This window comes from Faecalibacterium longum (genome assembly GCF_040094125.1).
In the GTDB taxonomy this organism is placed as follows: Bacteria; Bacillota; Clostridia; order Oscillospirales; family Ruminococcaceae; genus Faecalibacterium; species Faecalibacterium longum.
Genome location: NZ_JBBNIH010000170.1, coordinates 91,472 through 107,502, shown reverse-complemented (window position 1 = coordinate 107,502; position 16,031 = coordinate 91,472). Strand labels below are relative to the sequence as shown.

Sequence of the window (16,031 nt, the reverse complement as noted above, 5' to 3'; positions counted from 1 at the left end):
GTACGGAATCTTTTCTGTGGGGGAAAAGCGTGGTATACTGAGTTCCAAGTGATAAATCGGGAGGTACTGTTATGAAGTGGGGAATTTTAGCGACCGGCACCATTGCCAAAAAGTTTGCGTCTACGGTGGAACAGATGGGCGCAGAGGGGGAGCAGCTTGTTGCTGTGGGCTCACGGCATCTGGAAAGCGCGCAGGCGTTTGCACGGCAGTACGGCATTCCCCGCTGCTATGACTCCTACGAAGCCCTTGCCGCCGACCCAGAGGTGGAGGCTATCTATATCGCCACCCCCAACACCCTGCATTACGAAAACTGCAAGCTCTGCTTGGAGCAGGGCAAGCACGTTCTGTGCGAAAAGCCCTTTACCATCAGCCCGGAACAGGCGCAGGAGCTGTACCGTCTGGCGGAGGAAAAGCACCTCTTTCTCATGGAGGCATTCTGGATCTGGCTGCTGCCGCTGTACGACCGCCTGCGCGAGATCCTTACGGCTGGCACCATCGGGGAACTGAAGCAGATCACCTGCCAGTACGGCTTTGTGGCATCCGGTGCCAGGAAGGACCGCAAGTTTGATTCCGGTCTGGGCGGCGGTGCGCTGCTGGATATCGGTATCTACAATCTGGGCTTTCTGCGCATTCTCACCGGACAGGACCCGGAGAAGGTGGAGACCAAAGAGGTGCACATCAACGAGTATGGCACCGACGATTACAGCCGCCTTGCGCTGACCTACCCCGGCGGCTGCAGGGCGGAGTCTGTCCAGACCATCGGGCAGGAGCTGGAGCGCAATGCCCGTATCGTTGGCACCGAGGGCAGTATTTTCCTGCCGGATTTCCAGCACGCCGAGACCATGACGCTGGAAGTGGAGGGCAAAGAGCCGGAGGTCATCCGCTGCCCGGTGGACATCAACGGCTTTGAGTATGAGATCCGGGAAGCAAGCCGCTGCGTCAAGCTGGGGCGTACCGGCAGCGACCGCTACACCCCGCAGGACAGCCTTGCCCTGACCCGCCTGATGTACGACACCCGCATGAGCTGGGGCATGAAGTTTGCGGGCGAGGTGTAAGCACACACCCTGCCGCAAAGGGCTTTTTTGGCGTGCGGAGACTATGGCATACGGAGAGCGCGACAACTCGGAATTTTTAAGGAGGAATACTCATGGATCGTTTTAAGAAAATTTATCAACAAGGTAAGATTGATGTAGTGGAAATTTGGGTTGATACACAAACAGGCGTAAATTATGTTTTCCATAGAAACGGAAATGCAGCGGGATTTACGCCGTTACTTGATAAAGATGGCAAACCAGTAGTAAGTCAATAATGCTACAATTTCCAGTTTGCCGGGCAGACAGGCAACTGAAAACCACACAAAAAACGAAGGAGCAGCCATGGTACTTTATTTTACAGGAACCGGCAACAGCCGGTATCTGGCGCGGCGCATTGCCGAAGGGTTGGAGATGCCGCTTTATGACCTGAACGCCTGCATCAAGGCAGGGGATACTGCCCCGGTGCAGACTGGCCGGGATGTGGTGCTGGTGACGCCTACTTACGCATGGCGTATCCCCCGGGTGGTGTCGGAGTGGCTGGGCAAGACCGAGCTGACCGGGGCAGAGCGTATCTGGTTTGTGATGGACTGCGGCAGCGAGATCGGCAATGCGGCAAAATACAACCGGCAGCTTGCGGCGCAAAAGCAGCTGCAGTATATGGGCACGGCTCAGATCATCATGCCGGAAAACTACATTGCCATGTTCAATGCACCCCAAAAGGAGCAGGCACGGAGCATCGTGGAGCAGGCAGAGCCTGCGCTTCAGAGAGTGCTGGCGCAGCTCAAGGCCGGGCAGGAATTTCCTCCGCCGAGAGAGAACCTCTACGACCGCTTTATGAGCGGCCCGGTGAACCCGGTGTTCTATCGCTTTTTTGTAAAAGCCGATGCCTTCCGGGCAACGGATGCCTGCATCGGCTGCGGTAAGTGCGTGGAGTTGTGCCCTCTGAACAATATCCATCTGGAAAACGGCAAGCCGGTCTGGGGCAAAAACTGCACCCATTGCATGGCGTGCATCTGCTATTGCCCTAAAGAAGCCATCGAGTACGGCAAAAAGAGCAAAGGCAAGCCCCGGTATCACTTTGAAGCACTGGAAAAGCAGCAGGACGTATGAAATTAAAGGAACTCCGGCGGCGGGCAACCGGCGGATGAAAGGACAGAGGTGTCTTTGTGAGAATAAACCTATTGACATGGTACGAAAATGGGTTTATACTATCCCCAACACAAGGAAGGGAGCACAGGCAGATGAAACGTACAGCAGATGCCCGGCACAGGCTGCCCGGGCGAATGCGCTGCTCCCAGACAAATTCCCGGCAGGCAGACTGAGAAAAAACAGGAAGATGCCGTTGTCTGGGAGAAGTGCCCGAACATACATCATCACAATAAAAGGAGAACCGACAATGGCTGATTATAAACTGTGGAACGCACTGAAGGATGCTAAAAAATATCGCTGGGTGGAACTTTCTCACTCGCTGAACAACGAAAGCCCCTACTGGTCCGGCATCCCGGAAGGCTCTGTGGAGCTGGCAAAGACCGTGTGGGACTGGGGCAAGCCGGAACTGGAATGCCTGATCCAGACCTTCAAATTCCCCGGACAGTTCGGTACCCATATCGACTTCCCGGGGCACTTCATCAAGGGCAAAGCATTGTCCGAAAAGTACGATGTGAACGACCTGATCTTCCCGCTGGTGGTCATTGATATTTCCCAGCAGGCCAAGAAAGACCCCCGCTACGCTGTGACAGTGGAGGACATCAAGGCCTATGAAGCAAAGTACGGTCCCATCCCGGATGGTGCGCTGGTGGCTCTGCGCAGCGACTGGTACAAGAAGTGGCCGGATATGGATGCACTGTCCGGCATCGACGCAGAGGGCAAAGAAAATGCCCCCGGCTGGTCGCTGGAAGCATTGGAGTATATCTACAAGGTGCGCAACGCCGCCGCCAACGGCCACGAAACGCTGGATACCGATTCCTCTGCGGTGGCGGAGGAAAAGGGTGACCTTGCCTGCGAGCGCTATGTTCTGGACAACGACAAGCTGCAGGTGGAGGTGCTTGCAAATCTGGATAAAGTTCAGCCTGCCGGTGCGGTGGTCATCGTTTCTTATCCCCGCATCGAAGGTGCGACTGGTCTGCCTGCACGGGTCTGGGTCATTACCGAATAAGAGTGGGGAAGTTGGAAGATGAGGTGGAGGCCTATGTGGGTCATGCCCCCGGCGGTGTGTGCCCCTTTGGAGTGAACGAGGGCTGGGTGGATGTCTGCAAGGAGCCGGAAGGCCAGTAAGAAATCATAAGATAAATGCAAAAGGGAGTTCTGCCCGGACCTTCGTCCGTGACAGAGCTCCCTTTTTGATTCGCGGAGTATTGTCAAGTAGAAACCGGCAAGTTTGCAGAGGTGAATTTTTCGATGCAGGAAACGATCGGCATCCTCTATGCCGCAAAGCCCTTGACCTTTTTGCCGGAGCGCAGTATACTGCTTGTGCGGTTAGTCATATTTAACCGCAAGGAGGTACTACATGATACAAGACGCATTCTGGGGGATATTGATCCCGTTTCTTGGCACAAGTTTTGGGGCAGGCTGTGTGTTCTTTTTGAAAAACTCTCTGCGTGACGGCATCCAGCGCGCCCTCACGGGCTTTGCCGCCGGAGTGATGGTGGCGGCATCGGTATGGAGCTTGCTGATCCCGGCTATGGAGCAGGCCGCAGATCTGGGCAGACTGGCATTTTTCCCGGCGGCAGCAGGCTTTTGGCTGGGTATCCTGTTTTTGCTGCTGCTGGACCATCTCATCCCGCATCTGCACCAGAACAGTTTGCAGGCCGAAGGGCCAAAAAGCCAGCTCCAGCGCACCACCATGATGGTTCTGGCGGTAACGCTGCACAACATCCCGGAGGGTATGGCAGTGGGCGTGGTCTATGCCGGATACCTTGCCGGAACGGCTCAGATCACCGCCGCCGGGGCGCTGGCACTTTCCCTTGGCATTGCCATCCAGAACTTCCCGGAGGGTGCTATCATCTCCATGCCACTGCGGGCGGAAGGAATGAAAAAAGGCCGGGCATTCTGGGGCGGCGTACTGTCCGGCATCGTAGAGCCCATCGGGGCAGTGCTGACGATTCTGGCGGCAGGCATCGTGGTGCCTGCTTTGCCCTATCTGCTCAGCTTTGCTGCCGGAGCCATGCTGTATGTTGTGGTGGAGGAACTGATCCCGGAAATGTCGCAGGGACAGCACTCCAACGTCGGCACGGTGTTTTTTGCGGTAGGCTTCAGCGTGATGATGGTGCTGGATGTGGCACTGGGGTGACGGTTGGGGGTTCCCGAAAGCGAAATCTCTTTCGGAATACCCGAAAATGCCGAAACTTCTTGACAGAGGAGACGGCAGGGCGTATTATTTTGGCAGAAGGACCGCTGAGAAGCGGCTTTTTATAGAACAGAAAGTTAGCTTTACCTAACTTGTGGCGCGAGGAATTGCTGGCCTGTCATCCGGTGCAGTGGGCGCATCTGGTAAAAAGCATTGCATTGTGAACGGTAAATAGAAAGAGGGTGGCGTTATGTCCTTTTTTGAAAACACCCGAAAGCCCGTAGGCCTTGGCGGGAAGATCATGGTTGCTATGATGAACTTTGGACACAGCGCAATGGCAGAATGGGGGCTGAGTTTTTTACAGCCTGCCCCGGATGCCATGGTGCTGGACTGCGGCTGCGGCGGTGGAGCGAACATTAAAACGCTGTTGAAACTGTGCCCCAACGGCAAGGTACAGGGCATCGACTACTCAGCCGTCAGCGTGGAAAAAGCGCGAAAGGTCAATGCCAGAGCCATTGCGGCAGGACGGTGTACCGTGCAACAGGCAAGTGTGGCAGAACTGCCGTTTGAAGCGGAGCAGTTTGATGTGGTGACCGCCTTTGAAACGGTCTACTTCTGGCCAGAGCTTGCACAGAATTTCAGAGAGGTTTATCGAGTACTGAAGCCCGGCGGAATCTTTTTCATCTGTAACGAAGCAAACGGCGAAACGACAAAAGACGACAAATGGACGCAGATCATCGATGGCATGGCCATCTATACGGATACTGCACTGAAAGAGTATCTGGAAAAAGCAGGATTCTGTCAGATCCAAAGCCACAAAAATAAAAAGGGCTGGCTGTGCGTTACGGCGCAAAAGCGGACATCACCTGTCTGGATTACTCGGTAGATATGATGGGGCAGGCACAGGAAAAGGCAGACCGCCTGCACCTGAAAAATGTGACCTTCCGGCAGGGAGATGTAGGTGCGCTGCCCTTTGCGGACGGTGCATTTGACATTGTTTTGTCGCTGAACGGCTTTCACGCGTTCCCGGATAAAGAGGCCGCTTACCGGGAGGCCTATCGGGTGCTGAAACCCGGCGGAATCTTCTGCGGCTGCTTCTATGTGAAGGGCGAGCAGAAGCGGACGGACTGGTTTGTCCGGCACATTTATGAAAAGACGGGGTTCTTCACGCCGCCCTACGAGACGGCCTTCAGCTTGAAAAAACGGCTGGAGAAACGGTACGCAACCGTAACACTTGACACGGTGAAGAGTATGGCATGGTTTGTCTGCCGGAAAGCAGAATAAGGAGAACAGGGAGGAACCTATGAAATACAAAATCGAGAAAAACACCGTGCAGGAGACGCTGATCCTCCCACTGTATTCCCGGAAGCTGTGCACCGAGCTGTATCCGAACCTTTACCAAGACGAAACAGCGGTGCATCTGCTCGACCAGATCGACTACGATTTTTCGCAGGCAGAGAAGAATTCCCGCAGCCTGATGCAGCGTTTCGGTGCGCTGGAGGTGGCCACGCGGCAGAATGACCTTGCTTTTGAGGTGCGGGCGTACCTGAAAAACCACCCTTGTGCGGCGGTGGTCAATTTGGGCTGCGGGCTGGATAACACCGGCAGAGCCTGCGACAACGGCAGATGCAAGATCTACAATCTGGACTTTCCCGATGTCATTACCTTGCGGGAGCAGCTGCTGCCTGCCGGGGAGCGGGAGCAAAACATTCCCTGCGACCTGAAAGACCCCGCATGGTTTGACAAGATCGATGCCTCCGGCGGGGCGGTGTTTTTTGCCTCTGGGGTGTTCTATTACTTCCTGACCCAGCAGGTCAAGGCGCTGGTGCAGGGGATGGTAGATGCGTTCCCCGGCGGAGTGCTGGTGTTCGATGCCGCCAACCGCACGGCGGTGAAGATGATCGCCAAAACGTGGCTCAGGACGGCGAAAATCAAGGATGTGGGAGCATATTTCGCGGTTTCGGATGCGAAAAGCGAGCTTTCCCCATGGGACAGCCGTTTGCAAGTGTCCAGCCGGGGCTATATGCTGGGGTACAACAATTTGAGAGACCCTTCTGTCAGCAGCGTTTTCCGTTTTCTCGCCAAGGTCGGGGACAACGGAATGAAAATGCAGATCGTGAAGATCGGATTTGGAGACAGACAATGAAGTATGCAGGGATGCCCTTTGGGATGTGGGTGCTGATGAAGGAGCTGGGTCTGTACGACCTGACCCCCGCCCTGTGCCGTCTGGACTGCACCATGAGCGAAGCGGGCGGCGTGACCGACTTTGTGCGGCAGTACACCCTTGCCTCCGGCGGGCCCTACTGCGACTGCGGGTACAAAAAGAAAGGGTATAGAAAAACCATAAGTCATCTGCCACGGTCAACGGAGCAAGAACCACACGCCCAGCAGGAGCGCAAGGAAGATCAGGTTGGATAGGGTGAACAGCCCAAAATACTGCTTCTTCCCCTGTGGCAGCTCCCGTGCGATCTGCCGGTAGGAAATAAGACTGGCCATGGATGCGATCAAAGTGCCAAGACCTCCCAGATTGGTGCCGATGATGAGGGCTTGTGTCTCTGCCGTGAACCCGGACAGCAGCAGGGCGGCGGGAACATTACTGGTGACCTGCGAAGCAAGAACCGCCACCAGAACTTCCCGGCCGGTCAGAAACTCCTGCAGCCAGCCGGAAAAGGCCGGAATGCGCCCCAGATTGCCAATGAAGATGAAAAAAGCCACAAAGGTCAAAAGCAGGGAATAGTCCACCGCTCGTAAGGTGTGCGGGTCTGCAAAAAGAACGCAGACGAGTACAGCGGCAAAGGCAATGCCATAGGGCAGCACCCGGATCACGGACAGCAGGCAAATGGCAAACAGAACCAGATACAGCAGGATGATCTTCTGATCCCCCTGAGATGCAGAAGAAGAAACAAGCTCGTCCACGGAGAGGGCGGCAGAGGCTTTTCGGCAGACCAGCGCTGCCCAAGCCAGCAGCAGGAGCAGAGAGACTAGGGTGTAGGGCAGCATAAGAAGCACAAATCCCCCGATGCTCATGCCGCTTTTTCCGTAAAGATAGAGGTTCTGTGGGTTGCCGATGGGGGTCAGCATACTGCCAAGGTTTGCTGCAATGGTCTGCATACAGACCACCGGGATTAGAAGAGCGAGGCGGACATCCGCTCCCAGACGGCTCAGGACCACGAACGTAAAGGGAACGAAGGTCAGCAGGGAAACATCGTTGGTGATGAACATACTTCCGAAAAAGCACAGCCCGACCAGTACCAGCGTCAGCTGAAAGGTGCTGCGGGTGCGGGACAGCAATGCCCGGCCCAGTCCATCAAAAAAGCCCTGCCGCCGCAGCCCGGCCATGACCGTCATCAGGGAAAACAGGATCGCCAGCGTGCGCAGGTCGATGTAGCCGAGATACTGCGCATCCGGCGGAACAAAGAAGGCGGAGACAACGGCCAGCACAGCGGCTGCGGTGAGGACCGTTTCCTGCTGAATGAATTGTTTGAGTTTCATAGAGACACATCCTTGTAGTTGTAAAGGCTGCCCTGCTGCGATGCCGGGCGGCCTTTCTTCGTATTTCAGAGCAACAGCTCAAACGACCCGATCATCAGCGGCATGGTCAGGATGGAAAGCAGCGTGCTCAGGACATAGATCGCGCTGGAATGAGAAGCATCCCGGTCATAGAGCTGTGCCATGGAGGTGACTGTTGCACAGGCGGGGGTAGAACTCCTCTTTTGCAATTCGTTTTTGCAGCACAATCCTACTCCATTAGCGGGGCATCGTCAAGAGAAAACAGAAAAAATGCGATCTGAACAAGAAAAAATGGATGACTCCGCAGAACCATCCCCTAAAACTGGTATGATCAGACCTTTCGATACTTATATACACCCTCCTGCCCGGCAGCGGGAAAAAGATGTTCATAGCGCTGCCTGCTGCCACGCTCAGCGGAGCAAGAACCACACGCCCAGCAGGAATGCAAAGAAGATCGGATTGGACAGGGTGGAGCAGCCCAAAATACTGCTTCTTCCTCTTGTATGGACTACGCTACCAAGACCGAGATGCTTCGCATCGATATGGCGTTGCTGGTCAGCTTGGCTTTGAATGTTCTCACCGGGAGCCGCAGCGAATAGCGGACAACCCGTGACCCGTAAGAATGAGGTGATAGCGATGTGACCGGAGGTGAGTGAGCCATGCGAAAGAGTGCCCCCATTGAAGTGGTAGTACATTACCCCAAAACCGAGGAAGGCTGGGAAGAGTTGGGCAAGCGTGTCGCAACTGCCCACGCCAACTATGTGATCGAAAAAATCGAGCGGCTGAACTGCCCCACATGGCAGAAGCTGGAACTGTATCAGGCAGTCATTGATACCACCAAGGGTACCTATAAGCCCAAGGAACACCAGAAACCCGGCTGACAGCCCAGCCGGTAAACAAAGCCCTACGCTCAACATATGCCCAGTACATGACGGCGTTCAACCGCAACTTCGGCGGCTCGTCCGGCGGCGGTGGTGGTGGCGGAAACCACAACAACAATGGCGGTGGCGGCGGGGACGGCAGCGGGTGCGGCTGCCTGATCGCTATTGCAGTGGTCGTGGTGCTGATCCTGATCGTCTTGGATGGCTGAATCAATCCCTGCAGGTGAAACACAGGTTTTCCCTGTGGGGATTTTTCGAATCTGCTTGTAGAAAACGGCGATCTATGATAACATGAAATCAAAGAAAAACAGGAGGGCTTACACATGGTTTTACTGGTTGTGGATACACAGAAAGGTATCGTGGATGAACGCCTGTATGCGTTTGAAAAGTTTGTCAGCAACATCAGGGAATTGATCCGGACTGCCCGCGAACAGGGAATCGAGGTCGTCTATGTCCAGCATGACGATGGGCCCGGTACAGGCTTTTCCATCGGAGACGATGAATTTGAGGTCTATTCCGGGTTTGCGCCGCTGCTGACTGAAAAACGGTTCGTCAAAACCGTATGCAGTGCGTTCAAAAAAGAAAGCGGTCTGCTGGAATATCTGACGGAAAAGGGCGAAAAAGATGTGATGTTCTGCGGTATCATGACCGACTTCTGCATCAATGCAACGGTGGAGGCGGGCTTTGAGCATGGCCTGCACATGATCGTTCCTGCCTATGCAAATTCCACGAAGGACAACGAGTATATGACAGGGGAGCAGAGCTACCACTATTACAATGAATTCCTCTGGCCAGATTGTTATGCCGATTGCGTGCCTATGGAGAAAGCGTTGAAACTGCTCAAAAAGTGAGGAGTTTACAATGATTTCTGAAAAAGTAAAAAATCAGATTCAAGTGGTGCAAGGTGATATTACCAAACTGGACTGTGACGGCATCGTGAATGCGGCCAATCGGAGTCTGCTGGGTGGCGGCGGTGTGGATGGTGCCATCCACCGGGCAGCAGGGCCGGAACTGCTGGCTGAGTGCCGCACGCTGCACGGCTGCCGCACCGGCGAAGCAAAAATCACTAAGGGCTACCGGTTGAAAGCAAAGTATATCATTCATACGGTAGGCCCGATATATTCCGGCACAGCAGAGGATGCTGCGCAGCTGGCGGACTGCTACCGCAATTCGCTGGACCTTGCCAAAGAGTATGAACTCCACAGCATTGCCTTCCCGGCAATTTCGACCGGCGTGTATGGCTACCCGCTGGAGGATGCCACAGCGATTGCAGTCAAAACAGTGGCACAGTGGCTGGAAGATCACGCGGATTACGCCATGCAGGTGATTTTCTGCTGCTTCGATGCCCGGACGGAGCGGGTGTATCAGGCAAGGCTGTAACCGGAAGAGGCGTGAGAGATGGGCTTTTTCAAAAAGCTGTTTACAGGGATCGGTTTTGCGGCAGGATTTCTGTTCTTCGGATGCTTGTCAGTGATTGTGTATGCGTCCCGCGGGCGGCATAAGCCCCGTCATCGGCGCAGCAGCTTTTGGAATACGCTGGAACGCTATCTGATTTTTTCGTGGATCTGTGAAGGTGTGCGCAGCAGCCGGAAACGAGCGGAGACGTCCTATTATCAGCGCACCGGCAGCGATTTCTGGCAGACTCAGAAACAAGCCTGGCCGGAAAGCATTAAAAATACTGCTCCTGCGGAGAAAAAGTCAAAGCCGGAAGCGAAAAACACGGGCACAGGTGCAACGCGGTCGGTGAAACCAAAGAAAACCGGCCCTTCTTCTGCGGAGAAGAAAGCATCGGCAGCACAAAGCGGTGCCAAAAGCGTGTCGGTGCCGACTGTACTAGGGCAAAACGTTTCGGAGGCTGACGCAGAAAAGCACAGCGAATGGTCAAAGCCTAAGCCAGAGCCCAAGCAGGAGCATGCTGCGCAACAGTCAGAAGCCAAAGAAGTACATCAAAAGTCCGCACAGCAATTGGAAGCAGAACGGCAGCAGAAACTGGAAACTCTGCGCACTGCGATGCAGAAACAAATTTGCGCCATCCATGCAGACGTGGAACTCCCGACGGACGGTCAGAATGACGGCAGAGCGGTGGAGCAGAAGCTGCATATCTTGTTGTACAAGTCCACGCTGACAGAAAATGACCTGAATCAAGCACTGGATGAGCTTCGGACGGAGCGCAGACGGCAAAAGGCAGAGTATCAGGGGGCACCGTTTGCGGATGTGTTTCTGGTGAACCTGATTTTGTCCGATGAGGACAGTGAACGGGCCTGCATCGTGGATGTGGGGGATACGGGCATGAGCTATGTCATTCCGTGGGGCAGCATCCCGAAAGACCTGCAGGAACCGCTGCACCGCTATGTATCGGAAGCGGAAGGAAAACTCTGCGGCTACTGCAAGGAAGAACTCTGCAACAGTGAAAGCGGCAGGATGGTCGTGGAACTGTATCTTGGTAAACAGGATGGGCATGGCTCCCGAATCCTGTACTGAAAATGGAGTGAAGATTGAAATACAGAGAAATCGCAGACGGCATTTTTGTTGACCGTCCCAACCGCTTTATTGCCCATGTGGAAGTGAATGGAGCAGTGGAAACCGTCCATGTCAAGAACACCGGGCGGTGCAGGGAACTGCTGCTGCCCGGTACTGCGGTGCGGCTGGAAGTGTCGGACAACCCGAAACGCAAAACAAAATACGACCTTGTGGCGGTACGCAAGCAGGAACTTGGCTGGGTCAACATGGATAGTCAGGCACCCAACAAGGTGGTAGGGGAGTGGCTTGCAAAACAGGGCTACGACTATATCAAGCCGGAATTCACCTATGGCAAGTCCCGCATCGACTTTTATATGGAAAAGGGCGAACAGAAGTACTTGCTGGAAGTCAAAGGCTGCACACTGGAAGTGGACGGCATCGGCTATTTCCCGGATGCACCCACCGAGCGCGGTGTGAAGCACCTGCACGAGCTGGCGCAGGCACAGCAGGCAGGGTATCGGTGCGCTGTGGCCTTTGTGATTCAGATGGAAGGCATCACCGAGGTGCGGCCAAATGTCAGCACACAGCCGGAGTTTGGCACGGCACTGGCCGAAGCAAAAGCTGCAGGTGTGCAAGTGCTGTTTTTGCTCTGCCATGTAGGGCGGGATAGTCTGGAAATCGTGGAGCAGAGGGAAGGGTGAAGACGGCAGAAAAACGCTTTGCGTGATTCAGTCACAGAAATCATAAATAGGAAATGTTATCATATTTTCAAGCTGAAAACAGGCCGGGACTCGGAAAAGGAGTCTCGGCCTGTTTGTGTTTTCAGCGCAAAGGAAAGGATTGAACAATGCGATTTGATGCAAAAGAATTCGGCGGACGTATCCGCGATTTGCGGAAAAAGAAGGGGATTACACAGGAACAGTTGAGTATAATGCTGAACATTAGTGCGAACCATCTTGCAAAAGTTGAAACGGGAAACCGCTGCTGCTCGATTGAGTTGCTGCAGGATCTTTCGTCCTGCCTGAATGTCAGAACGGACTATCTGCTGAACGGAGATGCACCGCATAACAACCATCTGAGGGAAAGACTGACGTTTCTTGCACAGGAATTAGAAAAGATTACGGCGGACCTCCCGGTATGGGGATAGGAAAAGAAAAATCCTCTTTTTCAATGCCCAAAAGCGTGGTAGAATAGGTAAAAGATTCAGTATCTGAAAAACGGAGCGCGCAACAATGAAGATTCTGGTCAGCGCCTGCCTGCTGGGCGAAAACTGTAAATACAGCGGCGGAAACAATTACAATCAGGCGATCTGTGATTTTGCGCGGGGGCATCAGGTGGTTCCGGTCTGCCCGGAGGTTTTGGGCGGCCTGCCCACACCGCGGTACCCGGCGGAAATCGTGCAGGGCGTTGTCACGAACAAAGAGGGCATCAATGTGGACCGGGAGTTCCGAGCGGGCGCAGCCAAGGCCCTTGCCATCGCAAAAGAAAATGGGGTGGAGCTTGCCATCCTGCAATCCCGCAGCCCCAGCTGCGGCGTGAAGGAAATTTACGATGGAACGTTTTCCAGGACAAAGATTCCCGGACAGGGTGTTTTTGCCAAGATGCTGATGGACGAAGGCATCCGTGTTCTGGATGCCGGGGAATTGCCTAAAATTATCTTGAAAAATGAGGACGGAAAATGTCAATCAGACTGATTTGCAGCGATATTGACGGTACGCTGCTGCAATACGGCAAAAAGGAACTGGAAGACGAGATCTTTGAGCAGATGCGGGAGCTGCATCGGCGCGGCATTCTGTTCTGCCCGGCATCCGGCCGGCAGTATACCAGCCTGCGCAAGCTCTTTACACCGGTGGCGGATTGCTGTGTGTTTCTCTGCGAAAACGGCGGTGTGATCTATAAGGACGAGCAGTGCATCGCCAAGAATCCGATGCCGCGCGCGCTGGCCGAAGAAATCGCCAACGACCTGTGGACCCGCAGCGACGGGCAGGGCGAGGTAATGCTTTCCGGTCAGAATACCGCCTACCTGATGGAGCGGGGTCTGGGAATGCTCAAGCGTATCCAGTTCATCGGAAATCGCTATCAAATCATCCATGACCCTTCCGAGGTGCCGGAGGAGATCACAAAAGTATCGGTGTATCTGCACGAAGGCGTAGAATCTTACACGGAACGGTTTGTCCCACGATGGAAAGAGGCGAACTGCGCTGTGGCAGGGCCGTGCTGGATCGACACCACCTTTGCCAACAAGGGCATTGGTGTGAGCAGCATCTGCAAAACTTTGGACATCGACCTTGCCGATGTGATGGCTTTTGGCGACAATTATAACGATGTGTCGATGCTGGACATTGTGGGTGTGCCCTACATTATGGATGGTGCCGCCGCACCGCTGCGGGAAAAGTACCCGAACCATACACCCCGCCCGGAGGATGTGCTGCGGGAGTTTTTGAAGCAGAACTGAATTTTGCACGCATGTGTGTAAAAATCAAAATGATACGATATAAGGAAATATTTTGGTATGACGAAAGTGCTTTTTATCTGCCATGGGAACATTTGCCGCAGCCCAATGGCCGAATTTGTAATGAAAGACTTGGTGGCCAAAGCCGGGCTTTCTGATAAATTTGAAATCGCATCCGCCGCCACCAGCACCGAGGAGATCGGCAACCCGGTCTATCCGCCCGCCCGGCGGAAGCTGGCCGAGCACGGCATCTCCTGCGAGGGTAAAACCGCCCGGCAGATGACCCGGAGGGATTACGAAACCTACGATTATCTGATCGCCATGGATCACAACAACCTGCGCAATATGGCGCGCTTTGTGGGCGGCGACCCGGAGCATAAAGTGTCTCTGCTGATGGATCATACCCGCCGCCCCGGCGATGTGGCCGACCCATGGTATACCGGGGACTTTGAAGCGACCTGGCAGGATGTGCTGGAAGGCTGCACAGCTTTGCTGGAAGAACTGCGCTGACAGGAGAATTTTATGACAGAGCGTTATTGTGAAGGTGAACGGTTTGCTGACATGTCGTTCACCGAGGAGGCTTTTGAGGATTGCGACTTTATCGACTGCGTGTTTGTGGATTGCTCCTTTACCAAATGCGAACTGGATCATACCACGCTGAATGAGTGCAAATTCGTGCGGTGTGAGATCACAGGTCTGCGCAGCACTCATTCTTCGGTGCAGTCGCTGGATTTTGAGGACTGCCGCCTGAATGAAATTGAGTGGGCACCGCTGATGTCCAACGGTGCCTTCCCGGACCCTATCCACACGCTGAAAGAGTGCAGTCTGAAATATAACACCTTCACCGAAATGAACTTTAACCGCTTCGACTTTTCGGATGGCAACGAAATTGTCGGCTCCATGTTTGCCAAATGCGAGATGCAGCTGGCGAATTTCAAGGGTGTAGAACTTCACGAAACGGAGTTCTACCAGTGTGATCTGCGCAAGGCGGATTTCCGGGATGCTACAGGCTATAAGGTGGACATTCTGGGCAGCCGCCTGAAGGATGCGAAATTTTCCCTGCCGGAAGCGGTGAATCTGCTGGCAGATTTGAAGATCAAGCTGTCGTAAGAAGGAGAAAAAATGCGTCAACTCATCATTGCCCGAAAAGATCTGCAGATGTCGCCTGGCAAGCTGGCGGCGCAGTGCTGCCACGCTTCGCTGGCGTTCCTCACCGACCCCATCGGCATGGGACAGGGCGTGGAACCCATCGAGAAAGACGGAGAAATTACCGGCTATCGGGCAGAAATCATGTTGGAGAAAGCAACCTATGAAGAATGGTTCGATGGTTCGTTTACCAAGACCGTATGTGGGGCAAAGAACCGCAATCAACTGCTGAAAGCAAAGACCATTGCCGAGGAATTAGGCCTTGTGGAAAACAAAGACTTCTTCCTTATCCGGGATGCCTGCCACACCGAGCTGGAACCGGAAGAATTTGATGAAAACGGCGAGGGCATGACTCTGACCTGCATCGGTTTCCGCCCGCTGCCGGATGAAATTGCACACCAGATCAGCCATAAGTTCCATTTGTATTGAGTGCTGGTTCGCGGAATAATAAAAATAGTCCCGGCCATTCTCCTGTGACATACAGGAAAATGGCCGGGATATTTTGCTTTTTATTGAAGATTCATCCACGCCGCCAGTGCATCCGCCGTCTGCCGCTGTTGTTCCTCGGCAGAGATGGTGGGTGTGCCATCGCCCTTCTGCGTACCGTAACTGCCGAACCCGGCATGACAGCCGCCGTCAATGATAGTTTCGGTGGTGTCCTGCGGAAGATTTATGCGGTCGGCTTCGTACTTTTCGCGGTTCAGTACGCCGTCCTCGCTGCCGTAGGCGGCATAGACCCGCAGGCCGCTGTCGGTCAGGTCGGCGGTGGAGTAGGCCGCCAGCAGCACCAGACCGTCCAGTTCATCGGTGTGCTTGGCCGCATAGCTTGCCGCCATGGCCCCGCCCAGCGAGTGCCCACCGATGTACCAGTCTGTGACTTCGGAAAAGCGTTCCGGGATGCTGTCCGCCGCGTTCATGTCCAGTACGGCCAGATTACAGGGCATCTTTACCAGCACGCACAGAATGCCGTCCTCGGCAAGGTCGTGCAGGAGAGGAGCATAGGCGGTGTTTTCCACCTTGCCGCCCGGATAGAAGATCAGCCCGGCGGTGGGAGATTCCGGCGCAAAGACCCAGTTGCCGTTCTGCTTGGTGACGCTCACCACGTCATCCGATACCAGCGCATCCTCGGCGGCGGGGTCTGTGTGGTAGTAGTCGCTGACGTAAATACCGAATGCGATGCAGACGGCCAGCAAAACAGCCAGCAAGCAGAGAAAAACTCTGCGGAAAAACGATTTTTTCTTCTGGTTCTTCATAGAACTCCT

Annotated in this window: 22 protein-coding genes and 1 pseudogene; 21 read left to right on the top strand and 2 right to left on the bottom strand. The window is 54.4% G+C overall.

Going from position 1 to position 16,031, the window contains the following annotated elements; genetic code table 11:
* Positions 1 to 71 precede the first annotated feature (71 nt).
* The 9 genes and pseudogenes from AAAU26_RS12895 to AAAU26_RS12855 all read left to right on the top strand — a co-directional run.
* Positions 72 to 1,055: a Gfo/Idh/MocA family protein gene (locus AAAU26_RS12895; RefSeq protein ID WP_227618363.1), complete on the top strand. Its 984-nt coding sequence runs from the start codon at positions 72 to 74 to the stop codon at positions 1,053 to 1,055.
* A 92-nt stretch (positions 1,056 to 1,147) separates the two neighbouring features.
* Positions 1,148 to 1,309 (top strand): DUF6440 family protein, encoded by a 162-nt coding sequence (locus AAAU26_RS12890; protein WP_227618362.1) that lies wholly within the window; start codon positions 1,148 to 1,150, stop codon positions 1,307 to 1,309.
* Positions 1,310 to 1,376: 67 nt separating this feature from the next.
* Complete coding sequence (locus AAAU26_RS12885; RefSeq protein ID WP_227618361.1) at positions 1,377 to 2,144, top strand: EFR1 family ferrodoxin; 768 nt, start codon at positions 1,377 to 1,379, stop codon at positions 2,142 to 2,144.
* 286 nt (positions 2,145 to 2,430) lie between these two features.
* Positions 2,431 to 3,189 (top strand): cyclase family protein, encoded by a 759-nt coding sequence (locus AAAU26_RS12880; protein ID WP_227618360.1) that lies wholly within the window; start codon positions 2,431 to 2,433, stop codon positions 3,187 to 3,189.
* 351 nt (positions 3,190 to 3,540) lie between these two features.
* The gene (locus tag AAAU26_RS12875) at positions 3,541 to 4,323 is read left to right on the top strand and encodes a ZIP family metal transporter (protein WP_227618359.1); all 783 of its coding nucleotides are present in this window, start codon (positions 3,541 to 3,543) and stop codon (positions 4,321 to 4,323) included.
* A 247-nt stretch (positions 4,324 to 4,570) separates the two neighbouring features.
* Positions 4,571 to 5,206 carry a class I SAM-dependent methyltransferase gene (locus AAAU26_RS12870; protein WP_207676283.1) on the top strand — a complete coding sequence of 212 codons (636 nt, stop codon included), beginning with the start codon at positions 4,571 to 4,573 and terminating at the stop codon, positions 5,204 to 5,206.
* Positions 5,158 to 5,604, top strand: coding sequence for a class I SAM-dependent methyltransferase (locus AAAU26_RS12865; protein WP_227618358.1), 447 nt, complete (start codon positions 5,158 to 5,160; stop codon positions 5,602 to 5,604). The genes AAAU26_RS12870 and AAAU26_RS12865 overlap by 49 nt, the downstream gene beginning before the upstream one ends.
* 19 nt (positions 5,605 to 5,623) lie before the next feature.
* On the top strand, positions 5,624 to 6,466 hold the full coding sequence (locus AAAU26_RS12860) for a class I SAM-dependent methyltransferase (protein ID WP_227618357.1): 843 nt from the start codon (positions 5,624 to 5,626) through the stop codon (positions 6,464 to 6,466).
* Between the two features lie 20 nt (positions 6,467 to 6,486).
* Positions 6,487 to 6,738, top strand: a pseudogene (locus AAAU26_RS12855) (hypothetical protein); the annotation flags it as partial.
* On the opposite strand, the gene AAAU26_RS12850 reads toward AAAU26_RS12855, so the two are convergent.
* The gene (locus AAAU26_RS12850; RefSeq protein ID WP_227618355.1) at positions 6,682 to 7,812 is read right to left on the bottom strand and encodes an SLC13 family permease; all 1,131 of its coding nucleotides are present in this window, start codon (positions 7,810 to 7,812) and stop codon (positions 6,682 to 6,684) included. The pseudogene AAAU26_RS12855 and the gene AAAU26_RS12850 sit on opposite strands and share 57 nt — an antisense overlap.
* Positions 7,813 to 8,489: 677 nt before the next feature.
* Between AAAU26_RS12850 and AAAU26_RS12845 the strand changes: the two genes are divergently transcribed.
* From AAAU26_RS12845 to AAAU26_RS12790, 12 genes are all read left to right on the top strand, one after another.
* Positions 8,490 to 8,711: a hypothetical protein gene (locus AAAU26_RS12845; RefSeq protein ID WP_227618354.1), complete on the top strand. Its 222-nt coding sequence runs from the start codon at positions 8,490 to 8,492 to the stop codon at positions 8,709 to 8,711.
* 47 nt (positions 8,712 to 8,758) lie between these two features.
* Positions 8,759 to 8,920: an HFLK protein gene (locus tag AAAU26_RS12840; RefSeq protein WP_154258525.1), complete on the top strand. Its 162-nt coding sequence runs from the start codon at positions 8,759 to 8,761 to the stop codon at positions 8,918 to 8,920.
* 114 nt (positions 8,921 to 9,034) lie between these two features.
* Positions 9,035 to 9,562, top strand: a complete 528-nt coding sequence (locus AAAU26_RS12835; RefSeq protein WP_227618353.1) for an isochorismatase family protein — start codon at positions 9,035 to 9,037, stop codon at positions 9,560 to 9,562.
* A 10-nt stretch (positions 9,563 to 9,572) separates the two neighbouring features.
* Positions 9,573 to 10,091 carry an O-acetyl-ADP-ribose deacetylase gene (locus tag AAAU26_RS12830; RefSeq protein WP_217210230.1) on the top strand — a complete coding sequence of 173 codons (519 nt, stop codon included), beginning with the start codon at positions 9,573 to 9,575 and terminating at the stop codon, positions 10,089 to 10,091.
* Positions 10,092 to 10,109: 18 nt separating this feature from the next.
* Positions 10,110 to 11,192, top strand: coding sequence for a hypothetical protein (locus AAAU26_RS12825; protein WP_227618352.1), 1,083 nt, complete (start codon positions 10,110 to 10,112; stop codon positions 11,190 to 11,192).
* A 14-nt stretch (positions 11,193 to 11,206) separates the two neighbouring features.
* Positions 11,207 to 11,872: a DNA/RNA nuclease SfsA gene (gene sfsA, locus AAAU26_RS12820; RefSeq protein WP_227618351.1), complete on the top strand. Its 666-nt coding sequence runs from the start codon at positions 11,207 to 11,209 to the stop codon at positions 11,870 to 11,872.
* Between the two features lie 146 nt (positions 11,873 to 12,018).
* Entirely contained in the window at positions 12,019 to 12,318 is a 300-nt protein-coding gene (locus AAAU26_RS12815; protein ID WP_227618350.1) for a helix-turn-helix domain-containing protein, read from the top strand.
* A gap of 85 nt (positions 12,319 to 12,403) precedes the next feature.
* Positions 12,404 to 12,865 carry a 2-thiouracil desulfurase family protein gene (locus AAAU26_RS12810; protein WP_227618349.1) on the top strand — a complete coding sequence of 154 codons (462 nt, stop codon included), beginning with the start codon at positions 12,404 to 12,406 and terminating at the stop codon, positions 12,863 to 12,865.
* Positions 12,850 to 13,626, top strand: a complete 777-nt coding sequence (locus AAAU26_RS12805) for an HAD-IIB family hydrolase (RefSeq protein WP_227618348.1) — start codon at positions 12,850 to 12,852, stop codon at positions 13,624 to 13,626. Before AAAU26_RS12810 ends, AAAU26_RS12805 begins: the two co-directional genes overlap by 16 nt.
* A gap of 57 nt (positions 13,627 to 13,683) precedes the next feature.
* A complete protein-coding gene (locus AAAU26_RS12800) occupies positions 13,684 to 14,133 on the top strand; it encodes a low molecular weight protein-tyrosine-phosphatase (protein WP_005946296.1) in 450 nt (149 codons plus the stop codon).
* A 12-nt stretch (positions 14,134 to 14,145) separates the two neighbouring features.
* The gene (locus AAAU26_RS12795) at positions 14,146 to 14,733 is read left to right on the top strand and encodes a pentapeptide repeat-containing protein (RefSeq protein WP_227618347.1); all 588 of its coding nucleotides are present in this window, start codon (positions 14,146 to 14,148) and stop codon (positions 14,731 to 14,733) included.
* Between the two features lie 12 nt (positions 14,734 to 14,745).
* The gene (locus tag AAAU26_RS12790; protein WP_005921358.1) at positions 14,746 to 15,198 is read left to right on the top strand and encodes an aminoacyl-tRNA hydrolase; all 453 of its coding nucleotides are present in this window, start codon (positions 14,746 to 14,748) and stop codon (positions 15,196 to 15,198) included.
* 80 nt (positions 15,199 to 15,278) lie between these two features.
* Here the strand turns inward: AAAU26_RS12790 and AAAU26_RS12785 are convergent, their stop codons facing one another.
* Positions 15,279 to 16,022: an alpha/beta hydrolase gene (locus tag AAAU26_RS12785; RefSeq protein WP_227618346.1), complete on the bottom strand. Its 744-nt coding sequence runs from the start codon at positions 16,020 to 16,022 to the stop codon at positions 15,279 to 15,281.
* Between the last annotated feature and the right edge of the window lie 9 nt (positions 16,023 to 16,031).

Bases quoted from the DNA above. Each gene is read 5' to 3' on its own strand.
- AAAU26_RS12895 (WP_227618363.1), top strand. From the start codon at position 72: ATGAAGTGGGGAATTTTAGCGACCGGCACCATTGCCAAAAAGTTTGCG.
- AAAU26_RS12890 (WP_227618362.1), top strand. From the start codon at position 1,148: ATGGATCGTTTTAAGAAAATTTATCAACAAGGTAAGATTGATGTAGTG.
- AAAU26_RS12885 (WP_227618361.1), top strand. From the start codon at position 1,377: ATGGTACTTTATTTTACAGGAACCGGCAACAGCCGGTATCTGGCGCGG.
- AAAU26_RS12880 (WP_227618360.1), top strand. From the start codon at position 2,431: ATGGCTGATTATAAACTGTGGAACGCACTGAAGGATGCTAAAAAATAT.
- AAAU26_RS12875 (WP_227618359.1), top strand. From the start codon at position 3,541: ATGATACAAGACGCATTCTGGGGGATATTGATCCCGTTTCTTGGCACA.
- AAAU26_RS12870 (WP_207676283.1), top strand. From the start codon at position 4,571: ATGTCCTTTTTTGAAAACACCCGAAAGCCCGTAGGCCTTGGCGGGAAG.
- AAAU26_RS12860 (WP_227618357.1), top strand. From the start codon at position 5,624: ATGAAATACAAAATCGAGAAAAACACCGTGCAGGAGACGCTGATCCTC.
- AAAU26_RS12850 (WP_227618355.1), bottom strand. From the start codon at position 7,812: ATGAAACTCAAACAATTCATTCAGCAGGAAACGGTCCTCACCGCAGCC.
- AAAU26_RS12845 (WP_227618354.1), top strand. From the start codon at position 8,490: ATGCGAAAGAGTGCCCCCATTGAAGTGGTAGTACATTACCCCAAAACC.
- AAAU26_RS12840 (WP_154258525.1), top strand. From the start codon at position 8,759: ATGACGGCGTTCAACCGCAACTTCGGCGGCTCGTCCGGCGGCGGTGGT.
- AAAU26_RS12835 (WP_227618353.1), top strand. From the start codon at position 9,035: ATGGTTTTACTGGTTGTGGATACACAGAAAGGTATCGTGGATGAACGC.
- AAAU26_RS12830 (WP_217210230.1), top strand. From the start codon at position 9,573: ATGATTTCTGAAAAAGTAAAAAATCAGATTCAAGTGGTGCAAGGTGAT.
- AAAU26_RS12825 (WP_227618352.1), top strand. From the start codon at position 10,110: ATGGGCTTTTTCAAAAAGCTGTTTACAGGGATCGGTTTTGCGGCAGGA.
- AAAU26_RS12815 (WP_227618350.1), top strand. From the start codon at position 12,019: ATGCGATTTGATGCAAAAGAATTCGGCGGACGTATCCGCGATTTGCGG.
- AAAU26_RS12810 (WP_227618349.1), top strand. From the start codon at position 12,404: ATGAAGATTCTGGTCAGCGCCTGCCTGCTGGGCGAAAACTGTAAATAC.
- AAAU26_RS12805 (WP_227618348.1), top strand. From the start codon at position 12,850: ATGTCAATCAGACTGATTTGCAGCGATATTGACGGTACGCTGCTGCAA.
- AAAU26_RS12800 (WP_005946296.1), top strand. From the start codon at position 13,684: ATGACGAAAGTGCTTTTTATCTGCCATGGGAACATTTGCCGCAGCCCA.
- AAAU26_RS12795 (WP_227618347.1), top strand. From the start codon at position 14,146: ATGACAGAGCGTTATTGTGAAGGTGAACGGTTTGCTGACATGTCGTTC.
- AAAU26_RS12790 (WP_005921358.1), top strand. From the start codon at position 14,746: ATGCGTCAACTCATCATTGCCCGAAAAGATCTGCAGATGTCGCCTGGC.
- AAAU26_RS12785 (WP_227618346.1), bottom strand. From the start codon at position 16,022: ATGAAGAACCAGAAGAAAAAATCGTTTTTCCGCAGAGTTTTTCTCTGC.